This is a genomic window from Moorena producens PAL-8-15-08-1 (assembly GCF_001767235.1).
GTDB lineage: Bacteria > Cyanobacteriota > Cyanobacteriia > Cyanobacteriales > Coleofasciculaceae > Moorena > Moorena producens_A.
In genome coordinates this window covers 9066755-9084030 of the sequence record NZ_CP017599.1, presented here as the reverse complement: position 1 = coordinate 9084030, position 17276 = coordinate 9066755, and the positions used below count along the sequence as shown (strand labels likewise).

Below are 17276 nucleotides of genomic sequence, written 5' to 3'. Positions count from 1 at the left end.
TACTATTTTAAGAGCCAAGCTTGAAGGCTTCTAAATACATACTGTATACCAGACCAATCTTAAAAGCATTGACTAGATCTGCCAACCATGAAACCCGGTCAACGGTTTGATTTAATTGGCCTTTTGGAAATTTAACGCTATAAATAAACCGGTTAACTGCTTCTGTAAAAATAATCAACATCCCAGATAGTATCCATTCCTGGCCAGTTCCTGCTGTAGTACACAGGGCTTGTCCTACCAAGAAGCCAAACAGAAAGCTAATCAGGACCATCGACAGGCGTCGCCAGGGATTAGCAAACCATAGCCCCAGCCGCGTCCATAAAAAATCAACTAAATTATTAAGACGGGTATTCTGCATCTACTACACTCATTGAAACAAGAATAACACACGTGTAGACCATGCTATCCCTTTTTGGAATCATGATAGCCTGCTAGACCTCAATCACCCCCTAGCCCATTGATGAAGTTTACGTTAGCTAATAGGTTGAAAAATTGGTGGCCATCTTGGCAACAGCATCCCACCACCATCTGGACACTTTCTATTCTGTGGTTACTCCTGATCAGCTGGCTAGCTTTTTTGTGGAATTTGGGCAACATCGGTTTGGTAGATGAAACTGAACCCTTGTTTGCTGAGGCCGCTCGCCAGATGACGGTGACAGGTGACTGGATTACCCCTTATTTCAATGGTGAGACTCGCTTTGATAAACCCCCGCTAATCTACTGGTTAATGGCAATTGGTTACCGGTTGATTGGGGTGAACGAATGGGCAGTAAGACTGCCGTCAGCCCTGAGTGCGATCGCATTAACTGGATTAGGCTTTTACACCCTACGATATTATGGGATTTCCCGTCCTGCTGCCTTTACCCCTGATGTAGATTCTAGTCAGCACAGGGATAGCAAAATCAACCCTTCCTATCTCCAGCGGCAGTTGTGGCTCTGTGCCTGGATTGGTTCGACCCTGATGGCAGTGAATCTTCAAACCATTATCTGGGCAAGAACTGGTGTCTCAGATATGCTACTCAGCGGCTGTGTCGGGGGTGCATTACTAACCTTTTTTCTAGGGTATGCCCATCGAAACCAGAGGAGCACAGGAGCACAGGAGCTCGGAAACAGCGAAACAACTGTTGCTAAAAGCCCCTCACCCCCTCACAAATACCCTTGCGGTTGGTACCTAGCCTGTTATGTGCTCATTGCTCTAGCTATCCTTACCAAAGGACCAGTCGGTATCGTTCTACCCACACTAATTATTGGTGGTTTTCTGCTTTACCTGGGCAATGGCAGGGAAGTATTGCAGGAAATGTGCTTATTTAAAGGCATTTTGATTATTTTGGCTCTGACACTACCTTGGTATCTATTAGTAACCCTAGCCAATGGGCAAGCCTATATCGACTCGTTTTTTGGATATCACAATATTCAACGCTTTACTCGCACCGTTAACCGCCACGCTGGGCCTTGGTATTTTTATTTTCCAGTAGTACTGATAGCTTTTGCCCCTTGGTCGAGCTACTTACCCTTTGCGATCGCACGACTAAAATTTTGGCGGCGGGTGCGGTGGCGTAACTCACCCCGTTCTACTCATTTGGGTTTATTTGCTCTGTTCTGGTTTGTAGGGATTTTCGGCTTTTTTACCATTGCTGCCACTAAACTACCCAGCTATGTTCTACCCCTAATTCCAGCTGCCGCCATTCTTTTGGCTTTATTGTGGAGTGACCAACTCACCCATACTAGTAACCTTTCCTGGTCTAGCCCTCTGCCCCTTTCCCCATCCATGCTACTCAGTAGCCTATTTAACCTCTTGTTGTTAATTGCCCTTGCCACTGCTATTTTCTTGGCTCCGGAATATATCGGTAGTGGACCAGCAGCACCCAACTTACCGGAGCAGTTGCAAGAATCCGGCTTAATGGTGAGGGGAGGTATGATTTGGAGTTTAACTGCTATTCTAGCAGCACTGTTGCTGTGGCGACGTTGGTTGTTTGGGCTATGGATAGTCAACCTAGTGGGATTTTTAGCCTTTCTTATTGTCGTGTTGACCCCGACTTTCTTATTAGTGGATCAAGTGCGTCAATTACCCCTACGGCAATTATCTGCCATTGCTGTTCAAGAAAAGCAATCGTCAGAAGAATTGATTATGATTGGTTTCAAAAAACCCAGTGTGGTTTTTTACACCCAGCAACCCGTCACCTACATGAGCAAAGGCAAAAAAGCACGAAATTACATGAAAGAAATAGCAGTGACTCAGCCTTCACCTCCCTCAGTTTTGATGTTAGCTAGGAATAAAAGGCTAAAGAAAGCCAAGCTAAAACCTGAGCAATATGCTACCTTAGCTAGTCTTGGTCCCTATAAACTCATTCGGGTTTCAAAACAAGTTTTTGTTGATAACTCTAAAATTAAAAATTGAAATTTCAGTTGTGACACGACCCACGTCATACTTCATACTTCATATTTCATACTTCATACTTCACAATTTTCTTCAAATAACAAATTACTAATTATTAGCTGTTGACTAGTCAAGCAACCAAAATTGACATCATTATTCTACTTCTGTTGCTTCTGTTCTAATAGTTGATTTAGTCTGGAGCCGTGCTTTTGAGCCAGATTGCTCGGTCGATAATCGGGCCGCCTCATCCAGCGTTCTATTACACTCTCATGAAGGTCATCAAAGTTATCAGAAATCTCCCGTAGCTTGCGCCCTGTGAACTTGAATAGACCCAGATCATTGTTGAAATCAATTTCATAGTCAAGGTTGATACCAGTGGGAATTGCGCTTGGGTCAAACTCAAGACCAAGACCGATCTTGCCGATTGACTCGATCATCCACTGCAGTGCGCCGTCGGACAAACCGCTCTGCTCCTGGGAGCCACCACCGACGGAGCCGTGAACCCCTGGAAACCATACTTCACGAACAATCTGGGTTTGGGAAAGGTGGCTTTTGTCCATGGGCGTGACGTCAAAGACTTTGCGCTGCTCATCAATGGATACAGCGTGCAACCCATGCTCAATAATCGGACTCAAAGAGGTATCGTGGAATCTGTACCTCTTGTTAACCCTTTTGTCAAACCGCAAAAAGGGAGATAAATTAGGGATACCAAGGGAACCAACGGTGTCCCAGCAGCCAAGCAAGGTAATGGGGACACTTTCTCCGTATTTTTCGCGGAATGCTACCATTTGTTGGTGATTAGGCTTGATATCCCGAGAGCGGTACATTTCGTAGGCTTCCGGAGCTTTATCGATCTCAATCCGAGATAGCAAGCCTGAGTTATAAATCATTCCAGCGAGACTGCGCACGGTGTAAGCCCCACGACTGAAACCGAACAGGTAGATTTCATCACCAGGGGCGTAGTTCAGGCAAAGAAAGCGATAAGCATCCTGGATATTGGTATCAATCCCTCTGCCAAAAGCCCCACCGAAAAGCTTGCTCCTGAGAGAGTCTTCTGTGCCAATTCCCTCATCGTAGAATACGATTTGTGAAACTCCGTCACTACCCAATGGTTTAACTGCCTGAGAAATCTTAACCACATTACTTGGGTAAGTACTTGATAACTCTTGCCATGTGCCATCACAACATACCACAAGACGTTTCATGGTCTACCTCCTTTAAAAAACTTACTTACTCTTACTTACTCTTTAAAACTATTTAAATTAAAGTAAATACTTTCGAGCAACTCAGATTATCAAGCGCTCGCTCCATTCATTAACCATAAGCCATACTATTGTTGGCACTTATTTTTTGAAAAATTATTACTATTTAATCATCCTTTTGTCAACCGTTTATAGTTTTTTGGTTTGCCGTTGCAATTTTGAGTTTTATTATTGTTAATTTTATTAAACAAAAATTGAAGTAATTAGTTTTATTAAAAGTAATTAACCCTTAAGCTATTAATTAGCAACAAATATTAACTATTATTGACTATAAAGGCTAAGGAAAACGTGATAGTTATCAAAATAACTTTGGGTAGATAGGAGCTGTCTTATCCATATTAGCTTGAATTTCGAAAGAAGGCTCACGCCATAATCGTTGATTTGCGGTGGGATGAATTGCGAGCAACCAACACATTGGGCCCAGGGCATCTTTATGGTAAACTCTCCTGATCAGATAGTTAGGAATTGCTCTTGTTTGTACTTGAAGGCAAAAGAGGGAGGTTAACAAAACAGTTTGCCATCATTGACTAGATGATCCCCACGGCTGGCTTTGTTCGCAACAAGTGTCTCGAAGACTGGATGGATAATCACGGTGTCAGAGAATATGACCGACGTGCATGCCACCCCTTTAAAGGGTTGGGTTCATGACCTGCTTAATCTGCTTTAATAACTGGGTCATTGACTGAGAATGCCAGTGTACAATCTGAGTAGCAATTTTCTTAAGCAGCAACTCCAACTGAGAATTGGAGTTACTACTGTTACTACTCTTGATTACTGGATCATGCTGCTTAGCGTCTAATCGATGATCCAAAACCAGAATTGGTGGTCGCTCTGGTAATTGAGCAAGAGTTATCAATCCTTGGGAATGTTCTAAAGGATTAGTGAGATCTGTTAATCGAATCAGCAGCAAGTCCACACTTTTTCCCTGAATTTGACGGTATACTTCTGCCCAAGAACAGGCGAGTAAGCTGGAATAACCAGCAGTTTGTAAGTATTGAATCAGTGCCTGTAGCCAAGATGTTGATGATTTTCCTCCCAGAGAAAATCCGTAGGATAAGTGAGACGATTCAACGTTCAACCTGTTAACCTGTAACGGATTACCCCTAAACTTTGTTCTCTGCTCCCCCGTGTCCATCACTAAAATGGTAGGCTTGCAACTGATTCCAGCTGCCACTTGAATGACTTGCAGTATGGCAGCCATCTTTTGTTGATTATTTGGTGCTAAACAGGGATAGACCGAAAGACCAGTTACTTGATTAGCGGCTTCTGTAGTTTGGTGATCCAGGGTTACTAGTGGTAAAGTACTCAAGGAAGGATATGATGAAAACTGATTCAAGTATATTAAAGGGTTGATCAGTCGAGCACCATTTAATAGAATCACATCTGGATTCCAAACCCGACTCAATAACTCAGCTTGATCGAAATCATCGGCTTCGAGTACCCGATAATTCAGGTCTAAGTGTTCTAGACTCAATAGTGAAGTTAACTCATCAGTCAGTGCAGACGAGTCAGAGTTCTGGTAGGAATCTACATAATAGCCTTTTCGCCCATCACCAGGATTGAGATAGAGAATCGTTAGCACACTACTGGTATTACTCTCGTCTTTAGCCAGGCGAGAAAGGTTTTCTCGTAATGCTTCCTCTTGTACCGGCAAACTTAAGAAACCATCAGCTTTGTTGTGGGTTGCCTGCTGTTTTTCAGCCTGGGTGGCTGTGACCAAAACCGGGATGTGATTAGTTTGGGCATCCGACTTTAGCAGTGTTAGGACATCCCAACCAGAAAGTTTTGGTAGTAGGGGATTGAGTAAGATAGCATAGGGTTGTAAACGGCGGGCTTTTTCGATGGCTTCTGTACCAGAGCGGGCAACCACTACCCAATAGCCTAAACTCTTGAGCTGTTCCGTCAATCCTTCCAGGTAAAGAGGTACAGCTTCCACAATTAATACTAAACGGTTGGGCGTCGAAGATGGGGGGTGAGACGTTGCCGTAGGGGCAATCTCTGATAGTTGCTCATCCCAATTGTCCAATTGATCAGATGAAGCGTGGGGAGGACAGGGGGGGAAGAGTAGGGTAAACTGACTACCGACCCCTGCCTTGGAAATAAACGAGACATCTCCACCATGCAAGTGAGCTAGATGTTGTGTTAAGACTAATCCCAGACCAGTCCCCTCAAAGCTACGAGTCAGAGGCTTTTCCAGCTGTTGGAATTTCTGAAAGATCAAGTGCTGTTTATCGGCAGGAATACCAATGCCAGTGTCCCAGACCGTGAAAGCAATCCAACCTTGCCACCAATTGACCTTCAGACCAATTTCACCACTGCCATCGGTAAACTTAAGGGCATTAGAAAACAGATGGGCCAACATTTGCCGTAAACGCAACTCGTCAGCAATCAGCATCTCTAAACTTGCTTCAATCTCTAGGGTGAATTTTGTCGGATAATCTCGATTGTTGTCCTCCGAGTGTTTTGAGTCTATCTCAGAGCGAGCTTGGTCATAAGCGCGATCGCATACAGTCCGAATTGGCACCGGTTCGAGGGTAAGTTTCAGTTGACCAGTCTCCATACGGGTCAAATCGAGAATATCGTTGACCACGGTCATTAGCTTACGGCCACTCTGATAAATTAACTGCGCATAACGGGATTGACGTTGATTGAGTTCCCCTAGGGCTTGGTCTTTCAACAAAGTTGACAAACCCAAAATCGCAGTTATCGGTGTTTTCAGTTCATGGCTAATACAAGCTAAAAACTCATCTTTGAGTCGGTTGAGTTGCACTAAATCAGCATTTTTTGCTGCCAGTTCTTGGGCAAAAAGTCGTTGCTCTGTGGTATCTTGAGCCAAGACTAGGTATAATTGAGAGTTGGGTGAATCAGACCTAGAGATTGGAGATCTCGAATAGTCAAAAGCGACCGTAGGCTCACTGCCAGTTTCTAGTCCTCCCTCCCAAAGGGCAGCGACAGAAGGTGACAGAGGAATTTTGACAAACGAGAATACCTGCTCCTGGCTGTTTGAAAGAGTTAAGTCAGTTGGTGCAGCGGTTTCCCGGCACCGGGTATGGTTTGCCCCGGTTTTCTTCACTGCTTGTGAAAACAGTAGCACGCGCTCATGAATAGTTGTTGCTGCTTGATAGGGAGTATCAAGAGCACAGTATTGCCCAACAGCAGCTTGTTGAGAGGTTTTGTCTCCCTGGTCACAAACATTCCCCACAGATAATGGCCATTGTCCTGGAGAGGTCGGAGCAGATTTGTGATGGAAGGTTGGGGACTTCTGGGTATCAGGCTGACCCGAGTTGAAGTCTATCGAGTCCATTGACTGTTCCATCGATTGGTTCAAACCTTCCTTACTGACTGCCCTCGGTACATCATCATTAGATAACAGACGATTGTAAGAAGAACGGTAGGGTATCTTTTCCCTAGCTCCAGGGTTTTTCTGGGCAGAGGTAGTATTTTTAGTTCCTGTGGTGCTAGCATGTGCCAGATTCCCTTCGGATGATTTCTCAATCTGCTCACGCCAGGTCAGATTCTCGGCTAAAACTTTTCCCGTCGAGGTTTGTATGCTTAGGGGTAATGGCAGTTGTTCTAACAGTTGGACTAATGGCTTAATGCCCTTGAACTGGGGAGTTTTAGTGACGGCTTCCTCCTGAGTTTTCAGTCCTGAGTTGATTCGAGATGATAATCCTAGGGAATTGACCCAAGAACTCTTGGCTGTTAATCGATAGTCTGGGTGGTGAGTCCTGAGGGGATTAGGGTTCAGTCCCTTGGGTTGAGTACGCTTTACTATCGATTCAGAACGTTGTTGGGTGAATGTGGATGCTAATGATTTTAACAGCAGCCAACTGTTAAGGAGTCCGATAAATTTCTGGTCCCCATCTACTAATGCCCACTGTTCCTGATCTCGGATGGGGAATTGGTTAAATTCTCTATCCCAGTTGCTGCCCAACTCCCCTAACCCCCCCTCCCTACTTCCATTGTCTTGTAGGTAGTACCAGAATTGGTTTAGACTCAGCTTACCTGGTAGGATGGTTATGGGTTCAATGATGTTTGGCTCTACCCAAGATAGTGGTTTGTGAAGAAAACCAGTTGTCATTGTTGTTCCTGAGCTACATACCTTAGCTAAGGAGAGCAGGTGAGGCATGATCTGCTTTAGGTTCACTACTCCCACAGGATATTGGTGTTCGCTGACTACCACAATCGAGTCATGCCTTGAACCATTAAAAATATCTAGCAGAGTAGCCAACTCAGAGCTCCTTTGACAAACAGGAACTAGCTGGGCAAATTTTTGGATACTGGGAGTAGGCATGGACATAACCAATCTAGCTTCAACAGCGGTTGAGCGCTACAGTAGCAACACATCCTCCTAAAGTAGCAACAAAGGAATTAACTCAAGCCCAACAGGACTAGACGATCCCCTAATGCTTGAAGAGCAAGTACTTTTCAATATACTGCTCAACACTGGGGATATAGTGAGGCGCGAAATCAAAATTAATTACAATTATCAGACTGTTTCAATTTACTTTAATTTATATTAAGGAAATTGTTAAAAAAAATGTTAAGATATTACTGGTTTAAGTACTCTTATATAGTAAGAGTAACCAGTTTTTTATTCCAGACCTGTTGTGTTGCTTTCCCAACTAACCATATGTACCCTGATCAGTTCTGATTCCCTAGCTCAATCCCTTTGTCAGGTTTTGGGTAGCGAGCATTATATCATACACTCTACTAGTTCAGAATCTGAATTTTTCGAGGTGGTTGAGCAACATAAACAGGATCTTGATTGTTTGGTATTGCAGGATACCGACACACTTCCCAAGGTGATCAACTACTTGCACCTGCAAGGAACCACCTTACCTGCAGTATTTTTGCGGTCGGACTCCCCAGAAATCCCCTCTAGGGTTGACAGCAATCAACAGCTAGCTTATAACCAGACGACCCATAAATTCACCACCAGATCCAGGGATCATCTGTTCCATCCGGCAGAAGTGGAACTTAGTATTCACCAATTACCTGAGATTGGCAATTTCATCCAACAGGCGATCACCGGGTTTTTGTCCCTAGCTCCCGCCTGTAACTTACCCAGGTCAGATGACCCGGTTTATCCTACCCTCGCAGTAGCTAATTACAGTTTCTTGAGTAAGCAGCAGCACCGGTTAGCTGAAAAGCTCAGGGAAAGACTCGGATACCTTGGTGTGTACTACAAGAGAAATCCTCAGTTTTTTTTCCGTAATCTATCTCTCAAGGACAGGGAGGAGCTGTTAGAACACTTGAAATCAGAGTATCGTCAAATTGTTCTACAGTACTTTGCTCCGGGAGATACTCTAAACCAAGACATCGATCATTTTGTAGAACAAGTGTTTTTTGCGGATATTTCTATATCTAAGATTGTAGAAATTCATATGGAACTGATGGATGAATTTTCCAAACAGTTGCAGCTGGAAGGCCGTAGAGAGGATATACTGCTTGATTATCGCCTGACGTTAATCGACGTGATTGCTCATTTAGGTGAAATGTATCGCCGCTCCATCCCCAGAGAACTGTAAGATCAGCATAATCGGATCAACATTGAGTAGTAAGCTTGATGGGAGGCTCTCCTAAAAAACCGTTTCCTTGAGTTCCTTGATCCCTTGTATTGACCTTTAACCCATCTTCTCCTAAACTTACGAGCCTATGAGTTCCTATAAAAAAACCTATGTTCTCAAGCTTTATGTAGCTGGGAACACCCCCAACTCCGTCAGGGCTTTGAGAACACTGAAAACTATTCTCGAACAGGAATTCCAAGGGGTTTACGCTCTCAAAGTAATTGATGTTCTTAAGAGCCCCCAACTAGCTGAGGAAGATAAAATTTTGGCAACACCAACCTTGGCAAAAGTTTTACCGCCTCCTGTGCGAAAAATCATTGGGGACCTCTCGGATCGGGAAAAAGTCCTGATCGGCTTAGATTTGCTCTATGAAGAACTCCGTGACGGAGATTTAGATTTCTAAATAGATTATACCATTTTAGATTAAAGCGTGAAGATTTAGCAAGTCAGCAACACCATTAAACTTTCTTTTTTTTTTGATTAAGAACATTTACTTACGACCAATATGAATCAATTGAATCAAAATGAACAATATCAAAATTCAGTAACAACGGTCGGTGTCCAGAAAATACGGACAATGATCGAAGGCTTTGATGAGATCTCTCATGGGGGTTTACCATCTGGTAGAACCACCCTGGTCAGTGGAACGTCTGGCACGGGAAAAACTCTATTAGCTGTTCAATTTCTCTACAACGGCATTAGCAATTTTGATGAAGCTGGTGTGTTTGTTACATTTGAAGAATCACCCACAGATATCACCAAAAATGCATCGAGCTTTGGTTGGGAGCTAAATAAACTAGTTAATGAAGGCAAGCTATTTATTCTGGATGCTTCCCCAGATCCAGAAGGACAGGACATTGTCGGCAACTTCGACCTGTCTGCTCTGATCGAGCGTATTCAGTACGCCATTCACAAATACAAAGCCACGCGAGTTTCCATTGACTCAATCACTGCCATCTTTCAGCAGTACGATGCTGCTTCGGTAGTACGTCGAGAAATTTTTCGCCTAGTGGCACGCCTGAAAAACATTGGCGTAACCACCATTATGACCACAGAGCGAGTTGAAGAGTATGGACCAGTAGCTAGATTCGGGGTGGAAGAGTTTGTCTCGGATAATGTGGTTATTGTCCGTAATGTCTTGGAAGGGGAACGCCGACGCCGCACTATAGAAATTCTCAAGCTGCGGGGTACCACCCATATGAAAGGAGAATACCCCTTTACGATTACGGATCAAGGGATCAACATCTTCCCCTTAGGAGCAATGCGACTGACTCAACGGTCTTCCATGGCCAGAGTCTCTTCCGGAATTAACACTCTTGATGTTATGTGTGGTGGTGGTTTCTTCAAGGATTCCATTATCCTGGCAACGGGTGCCACAGGTACTGGCAAAACCTTGTTAGTGAGCAAGTTTATCGAAAATGCTTGCATACAAGGTGATCGCGCCATTCTGTTTGCTTACGAGGAATCTCGGGCTCAGCTATCTCGTAATGCATCGTCTTGGGGCATTAATTTTGAGGAAATGGAACAAAAGGGTTTATTAAAAATTCTTTGTTCTTATCCAGAATCAGCGGGGTTAGAAGACCACTTACAACGGATTAAAACAGAAATTGCTGAATTTAAACCCTCTCGCATTGCCATCGACTCTCTTTCTGCTTTAGCACGGGGAGTGAGCAACAATGCCTTTCGGCAGTTTGTGATTGGTGTCACGGGCTATGCCAAGCAAGAAGAAATAACTGGCTTTTTTACCAATACCACAGATAAATTTATGGGAGCTCACTCCATTACCGATTCCCATATTTCCACAATTACTGACACAATTATAATGCTACAGTATGTGGAAATTCGTGGTGAAATGTCCCGTGCTATCAATGTCTTTAAGATGCGTGGATCTTGGCATGATACAGGGATCCGAGAGTACACTATCAGTAAGGATGGACCAGAAATTAAGGATTCCTTCCGCAATTATGAACGAATTATCAGTGGTTCTCCCACTCGTATTCCCCTCGATGAAAAAAGCGAACTCTCTCGGATTGTTAAAGGCGTTCGTGATAAGTCTGTGGACTAATATCGAGTCTGCTTAATCACTTCGTATTCAGGTAAATCGTTAATTGGTTAATTGTTAATTGGTTAATTGTTAATTGCTAATTTATCCTTGACTATTGACAATTTTCAATTTTCAATTTTCAATTGACGAAAAACCTTTAATGATAAGTAGTCAACTGGATACGATATGACTCTATCTCCTTCTGTGGATGGCTTCAAGTCACTGTCAACTGATTTAGTAACACTGATTGACCAGCTACCTAATCTGGAAAATCGTAAATGGATCAAACGGTCTCTCGCAGTGCTAGTGCGACTAACTGGGGAAGAAATTGACCGTCTGGACTGGAAAATAATCACCGCTTCTCTAGAAGATATGGAGCGGGCATTTCAAGTTTTTTATCCCTATCGTCATGTCCGGAAAGTTACCATTTTCGGTTCATCACGCCTTGCTCCAAATACTCCTGAATATCAGCTGGCAGCTGAATTTGCTCATCATTTAACCAAGCAGGGATTTATGGTTATGACTGGTGCTGGTGGTGGCATTATGGAGGCAGGAAACAAAGGTGCTGGCTCTAAGCATTCGTTTGGTCTGAATATTCAACTACCATTTGAGAAAGAAGCAAATTCCTTTATCGCAGGGGATCCCAAGCTGATTGAATTCAAGTATTTTTTCACTCGCAAGCTATTTTTTATCAAGGAAACGGATGCGCTTACCTTATTTCCTGGTGGCTTTGGTACTCAGGATGAAGCCTTTGAGTCTTTAACCCTTTGTCAGACAGGACGATTAGAACCAACTCCTTTAGTACTAATTGATAAACCTGGTGGCACCTACTGGAAAGATTGGGATGCTTATATTCAAAAGCACCTCATGCAACGGGGTTTGATCAGGCCCTCAGATTCTAGTCTCTATACCATCACAGATAACTTAGATGTGGCTTACGAAACAATTAATCGGTTTTACCGGGTTTATCACTCTAGCCGCTATGTCAGAGATCAATTCGTTATTCGCCTCAAATCTGATTTGTCAGAGGCTGAGGTTGAACAGCTAAATCAGGATTTTAGCGATATCTTGGTTCAGGGAAGGATTGAGAAAAGTCAGGTTTTACCAGAAGAACTACCTGATGAAACGGCTGAACTTCCCCGTCTGGTTTTCCACTTCAATCGACGAGATGTTAGCCGTCTTTACCAGCTACTCGCTACTATTAATCACATGGGAGTTTCCGAAGAAAGTACAACTCATCCGGAACTGAAATAAAGCTTGGATGCTTGCATCCTTAAAATACACAGGAGGCTCGACCAATGACCAATACCGGTAAATGACCCACTCTGTTGGTGGTAATGGAATTAGAGCGACTTGATCTTAAAATTCCAGAAGGGGTGCAAGGGCTATCCCATCTAAGTCAACAGACTGCAATAATTTCACCCAATCCTTGATCAGCAGATCATTGCTAGAATTTTGCTGACGTAGCTTAGCTAGAGCGTTAAGGGTATCATACCAGATCCCTGATCTGGCATAGATAATCGCTTTCTGTTCTAATGTCGCTTGGTCTAACTGATTTTTGAGGGATGGGTTGAGTGCCATCCGTTTTACCCAGCCTGTCACTACAGGAGACCCCAGTCGCTCACATTTAACCACAAAGTACCAACGATACTGTTTACCAACCTCAAGGGAGGTGACTGTTGATGGAAGTTCGATGCCTACTACACTTGGTGAGGACGATGAGGCCACAAATTTAGTCCAGTAGATTTCGTTATAGTTTTCATCTTGTAGCACAAACTCCAAAGGCAAGTCCGGTGTCAGGGCATAGGGAACATAAAACCAGAAGGTGGGATGAGAAACAACGGTTAAGCCGAAAACTGATTCTGTTCGCGTAGCGTGACCTACGGTCAATGGAATTTGACCATCACTGGCAATGGTGGGCGTAGAAGGGACTAAGGCAGTCAAAGGTTCTTTGACTTGTGGACATCGCCCACGGCTTGCCGCTGCTTTTCGTTTACCGGGTACACCTCGTTCCGGTACATCTGGTGGCATCCAAGCTAGACTGATCCCTAATGGCTGTACAGTTCTTGAAGTAATTCGCTCTTGCTCTCGGTGGTTGTGAGCCACTTCTGCTTTTGGGGAACGTTGATCTGAGTCCAACCGGGAATTGCTAGGATTAGCTGTTGAAATACGTGGCAAGGCAATACAGCTACTAAAGCTGACAATTGCTAATGTAATTCCTAAGATTGGTGGTGCTAATGGTAGTTTTATCTTGCTCATGATTCATAAAGAGTAATTTTGAAGGAATGTTTCCTTGTGATTGGTCAGGTGATTGGTCAGTTGTTACTTGCTATCCCTAGTTTTTTGGATCTCGTTGCTACACTCATTATCACTCAACTGAATGAACTATCTAATTTTTCCTACTGACCAGTGATTATTTTCTATATCTAGTTTGATCTAAAATCTAGTAATTGACGAATCCAGAATGGAAACATAGTTGATTTTCAGGACTTACTTGACATCTCCCCCGGTTAAAACACGGGGGATTCTATAAGGTTGCTACGTGGCAGCGTTGTTACCTGCCACTTCGCTTCTTATTCGATATGATTTTTTCAGGGAGTTGAAAACGTCATATCGATGCGGGAGTGTCAAATCTCCCCTACCCACCTTGGTCAGGTTTAAACCTAACTGTTTGGCTACTTTTTTGGCAATATTTGCCGCGCCGTTACAGTCCGCATTGATTAGCCAGCCAAAAGAAGTTCTGTATACACCACGTCTTACCCGTTTACCTGATGCTTTCCACCCTTCGGGTTTTTCACCGATTTTTGGTAATGGGTCATCATCTAGGAAAGACGCTTTACTTGTGTACGATTCCTCGGTAATTGTTAATTTGATTCCATATTCAAAGGCAAGTTGCTTCAGTCGTTCGATTAGTCTTTTGGTTGGAATTACAACGAAATTCTGATTGCCTCGCTTTCCCATATTTGATGAGTTTTTCTGGCCTTCATTCCAGCCGACTATCAAATTCCCGACCCGATCATTCAGACACCGATTGATGATGAATCGGGCAGCCTTGTTGATGGCGTCTCTCATCTGGTTGTTGCGTTTCCGTTGAACCCGATTAAGATTTTCGTCCCAATAAAATTCCGGTTTACCTTCCTTGTACTTTGCTACTAGCCGGGAATACCCCTGGTTTAATGACTTGAGCTTCCTACCATCAATGATAAAGCTTTTCCCCTGGGTCGAAACCCCAGTCAGCCAATTCTCGCCACCGTGATCAAAACTCCATGCCTGGGAGTAATCAAGGTTAGAATTGTGTTCAACTGGTTGCTTACCGTCGTCTATTACCCAATCAATCCATAGCTGCCCAAGATACGGACGAACCGTTACCTCTTTGACCCAGTCTGGATCGATAAAATCCGGGGGTTCTAGCGCAATTTCGGTGATTAGTTCCGGCTTTGTTTCCTTGCTAATCGACGGGTAAAATAAGCCTTTCTTGTAAGTAAGTGCTTGTCGAGGAAACGTAACAGCGGCTAAACCACCTTTCTGGCGGTATCGAAGTAATTTTGGCCTGTCAACCGCTCCCTTATAATAAAGACTTACTAGCTGGTTATAGCTGTTAATTGATTCAGCGACAGTCTTGAGACTTTGTTGAGCCGACTGAGCCGCCATAGCTTTATAATGGGGATTTTCCTTTAAGTTTTTGCAGAGTTCGGCATACTTGATCCCACATTTATAGATCTTCCAGCCATACCTCAGATTATCTCCACGCCAATAAATTGTAAAAGCTTCTTCCTGCTGTTGTAACCAACTATAGTGTTTTTCCTTGGAGTAATAGACTGCACAATTCCATAAGCTATTAGCTTGTTGGCACTGAAATACCCAAAAGGCTTGCTCCTCGTCCGTGAAGTTAGCTTTTAATGGAATAGTCTTGTACATCTGCTCAACCCTCCTCCTATAATCATAACAGATGTCCGCCTGAGTGATAATACTAAAATGAAAACATAAAGACTAATGATTAGGGTTACTAGTTTTGAAAAGCAGCAGTTGAAGGAAGAGGCCGAACGGCGGGGAGAGACCGCAGTCTGAATTAATCAGAAGCCTAATAGCTAGATTACCCGAACCCAAGCAGAGGGACACGGCGGGTTAAAACCCGTCGTGTCCGTTTCATCCCCTCCTTAAAAGAGAGGCGCTCTCACGTTCCCGGATATTTTGGTAGCTACTCTAGCTGGTGAATTTAGACTATTTCGTAGCAAAAAAATATTATTGTGTCAACTACCTTTTGATAGGGATGGATAGTTAACAGTTCTGGCAATTCATCACCAACTGCAATCTATAATTTAATTGGGGATAAATGAGTCAATACCATTAGGAACGTGATTAGTTTAGTACCAGACGTGAAAAATTACCAAAAATCTTTTTTTAATCAAAAACTGTTTATCATCGTCTTGTTGCTGAGTGTGGGAGTAACATTACTCAGTAGCTGCTCCCCTAACAAAATGGAGAAGTGCAAGCTGATTGAAGTTGAACCAAGGGAAGTTGAGCTAGATATCAAGGATACTGATATTGAAGGATGGGAATTAGAGGTACTTTGTGGTGACCAACTTTGGGACATCCCATGGTCAGAAATTAATCGCCACTTTAAGATTGACTTGAAGAAGTATTACTCGAAGAATCCACAAGCAGCTCAACGGCAGCTGCAACGACTGGAGCAACGACTACTTTTCTATAAACCAGACAACAAGAGGGGAAATATCCTATACGGTTCTTTGGATGGTAATTCAGAGTTAGTTGGGGTGAAGGCGAAAAAAGATGATTAGAATTAAACCTGCACTAAGCCCAAGTCTCACCCCCAATACAATGTCTAATGTCTACTGACCCTTATGCTTGGCTAAAGCTATCCCTGGCCACGATTGAGAAAGCCAATTGGTATCGTTCAGTACAAACTCTACAAAGTATGCCTGGTGCTGTGGTGCAACTGGAAGGCCGAGAGGTGATTAACTTCGCTAGTAATGACTATCTGGGACTGGCAGGCTCACCTCCCTTAATCGCAGCAGCAGTTACTGCTACTAAGGACTATGGTACTGGCAGCACTGGTTCGAGATTACTTACTGGACACCGGGAACTGCATAGAGAATTGGAAAATGCGATCGCATCTCTCAAACAAACTGAAGATGCGATAGTCTATAGCTCTGGGTATTTAGCAAATATAGGTACGATTGCAGCGTTAGTAGGGAAACGGGATTTAATCCTAGGGGATCAGTACAACCACTCCAGCTTGAAAAATGGGGCAATTTTGAGCGGTGCCCAGGTAATCGACTATGATCACTGCAATATCGCTTCTTTGCAGAGTCAACTGATTCAATACCGACAACAGTACCGTCGCTGCTTAATTGTTACTGATAGCGTCTTTAGCATGGATGGTGATTTATGCCCCTTGCCTGAGCTATTAGGGTTGGCCAACCAATTTAATTGTATGCTCCTGGTGGATGAAGCCCATGCTACGGGAGTTTTGGGAGCTACAGGCGCTGGGTGTGTGGAACATTTTGGCTGTACTGGAGAAACGATTATTCAAGTTGGCACCCTCAGTAAAGCTTTGGGTAGTTTGGGAGGGTATGTGGCCGGTTCAGCGGTTTTAATTGATTTCCTCCGAAATCGTTCTCCTAGCTGGATTTACACCACTGCCTTATCTCCAGCAGATACAGCAGCAGCATTAGCAGCAATCCAAATTGTCCAACAAGAACCAGAACGGTGCGCTCAACTGAGCCATAATGTAGAGACTCTCAAACAGTTAATTGCTCAACAGCTGCCTAATCTCAACTGTTTGCCTTCTGAGTCGCCTATCCTTTGCATTTCCATAAACAGTGCTACTGAGGCTCTTGCTGTTGGCGAAACATTGAAAGCAGCTGGTATCTTTGCCCCTGCTATTCGTCCTCCGACAGTGCCTACGAGTCGAATTCGGATCTCAGTTATGGCAACTCATACACTGAATCATTTCGAGCAGTTAGTTGCTGCTCTGGAGACCTGTCAGCTATAGCGCTTAT

Annotated in this window: 12 protein-coding genes; 7 read left to right on the top strand and 5 right to left on the bottom strand. The window is 43.7% G+C overall.

The features are described from left to right. Positions 1-7: 7 nt before the first annotated feature. A complete protein-coding gene (locus BJP34_RS33270) occupies positions 8-358 on the bottom strand; it encodes a DUF565 domain-containing protein (RefSeq protein WP_070396024.1) in 351 nt (116 codons plus the stop codon). Between the two features lie 126 nt (positions 359-484). Between BJP34_RS33270 and BJP34_RS33265 the strand changes: the two genes are divergently transcribed. Further along, the gene (locus tag BJP34_RS33265) at positions 485-2398 is read left to right on the top strand and encodes a glycosyltransferase family 39 protein (RefSeq protein ID WP_324610991.1); all 1914 of its coding nucleotides are present in this window, start codon (positions 485-487) and stop codon (positions 2396-2398) included. Positions 2399-2535: 137 nt separating this feature from the next. On the opposite strand, the gene BJP34_RS33260 is transcribed toward BJP34_RS33265, so the two are convergent. Both BJP34_RS33260 and BJP34_RS33255 read right to left on the bottom strand, forming a co-directional pair. Then, positions 2536-3582 (bottom strand): DUF2235 domain-containing protein, encoded by a 1047-nt coding sequence (locus tag BJP34_RS33260; protein ID WP_070396022.1) that lies wholly within the window; start codon positions 3580-3582, stop codon positions 2536-2538. A gap of 685 nt (positions 3583-4267) precedes the next feature. After that, positions 4268-7933, bottom strand: coding sequence for a hybrid sensor histidine kinase/response regulator (locus BJP34_RS33255; protein ID WP_070396021.1), 3666 nt, complete (start codon positions 7931-7933; stop codon positions 4268-4270). Between the two features lie 316 nt (positions 7934-8249). Here BJP34_RS33255 and BJP34_RS33250 point away from each other — a divergent pair, with 316 nt between their 5' ends. The 4 genes from BJP34_RS33250 (at position 8250) to BJP34_RS33235 (ending at position 12507) form a co-directional block, all read left to right on the top strand. Further along, a complete protein-coding gene (locus BJP34_RS33250; RefSeq protein ID WP_083305479.1) occupies positions 8250-9170 on the top strand; it encodes a circadian clock protein KaiA in 921 nt (306 codons plus the stop codon). 127 nt (positions 9171-9297) lie between these two features. Then, a complete protein-coding gene (gene kaiB / locus BJP34_RS33245) occupies positions 9298-9612 on the top strand; it encodes a circadian clock protein KaiB (RefSeq protein WP_070396020.1) in 315 nt (104 codons plus the stop codon). Positions 9613-9714: 102 nt separating this feature from the next. Then, the gene (kaiC, locus tag BJP34_RS33240; RefSeq protein WP_149031314.1) at positions 9715-11274 is read left to right on the top strand and encodes a circadian clock protein KaiC; all 1560 of its coding nucleotides are present in this window, start codon (positions 9715-9717) and stop codon (positions 11272-11274) included. Positions 11275-11439: 165 nt separating this feature from the next. Continuing rightward, positions 11440-12507, top strand: coding sequence for an LOG family protein (locus tag BJP34_RS33235; protein WP_070396019.1), 1068 nt, complete (start codon positions 11440-11442; stop codon positions 12505-12507). A gap of 105 nt (positions 12508-12612) precedes the next feature. Here the strand turns inward: BJP34_RS33235 and BJP34_RS33230 are convergent, their stop codons facing one another. Both BJP34_RS33230 and BJP34_RS33225 read right to left on the bottom strand, forming a co-directional pair. Beyond that, on the bottom strand, positions 12613-13512 hold the full coding sequence (locus BJP34_RS33230; protein ID WP_070396018.1) for a DUF928 domain-containing protein: 900 nt from the start codon (positions 13510-13512) through the stop codon (positions 12613-12615). A 279-nt stretch (positions 13513-13791) separates the two neighbouring features. Then, on the bottom strand, positions 13792-15171 hold the full coding sequence (locus BJP34_RS33225) for an RNA-guided endonuclease InsQ/TnpB family protein (protein WP_070396017.1): 1380 nt from the start codon (positions 15169-15171) through the stop codon (positions 13792-13794). A 512-nt stretch (positions 15172-15683) separates the two neighbouring features. Here BJP34_RS33225 and BJP34_RS33220 point away from each other — a divergent pair. Together BJP34_RS33220 and bioF are read left to right on the top strand one after the other, a co-directional pair. After that, positions 15684-16052: a hypothetical protein gene (locus tag BJP34_RS33220; protein ID WP_229424146.1), complete on the top strand. Its 369-nt coding sequence runs from the start codon at positions 15684-15686 to the stop codon at positions 16050-16052. Positions 16053-16099: 47 nt separating this feature from the next. Continuing rightward, positions 16100-17269, top strand: a complete 1170-nt coding sequence (gene bioF / locus BJP34_RS33215) for an 8-amino-7-oxononanoate synthase (RefSeq protein ID WP_070396015.1) — start codon at positions 16100-16102, stop codon at positions 17267-17269. Positions 17270-17276 lie beyond the last annotated feature (7 nt).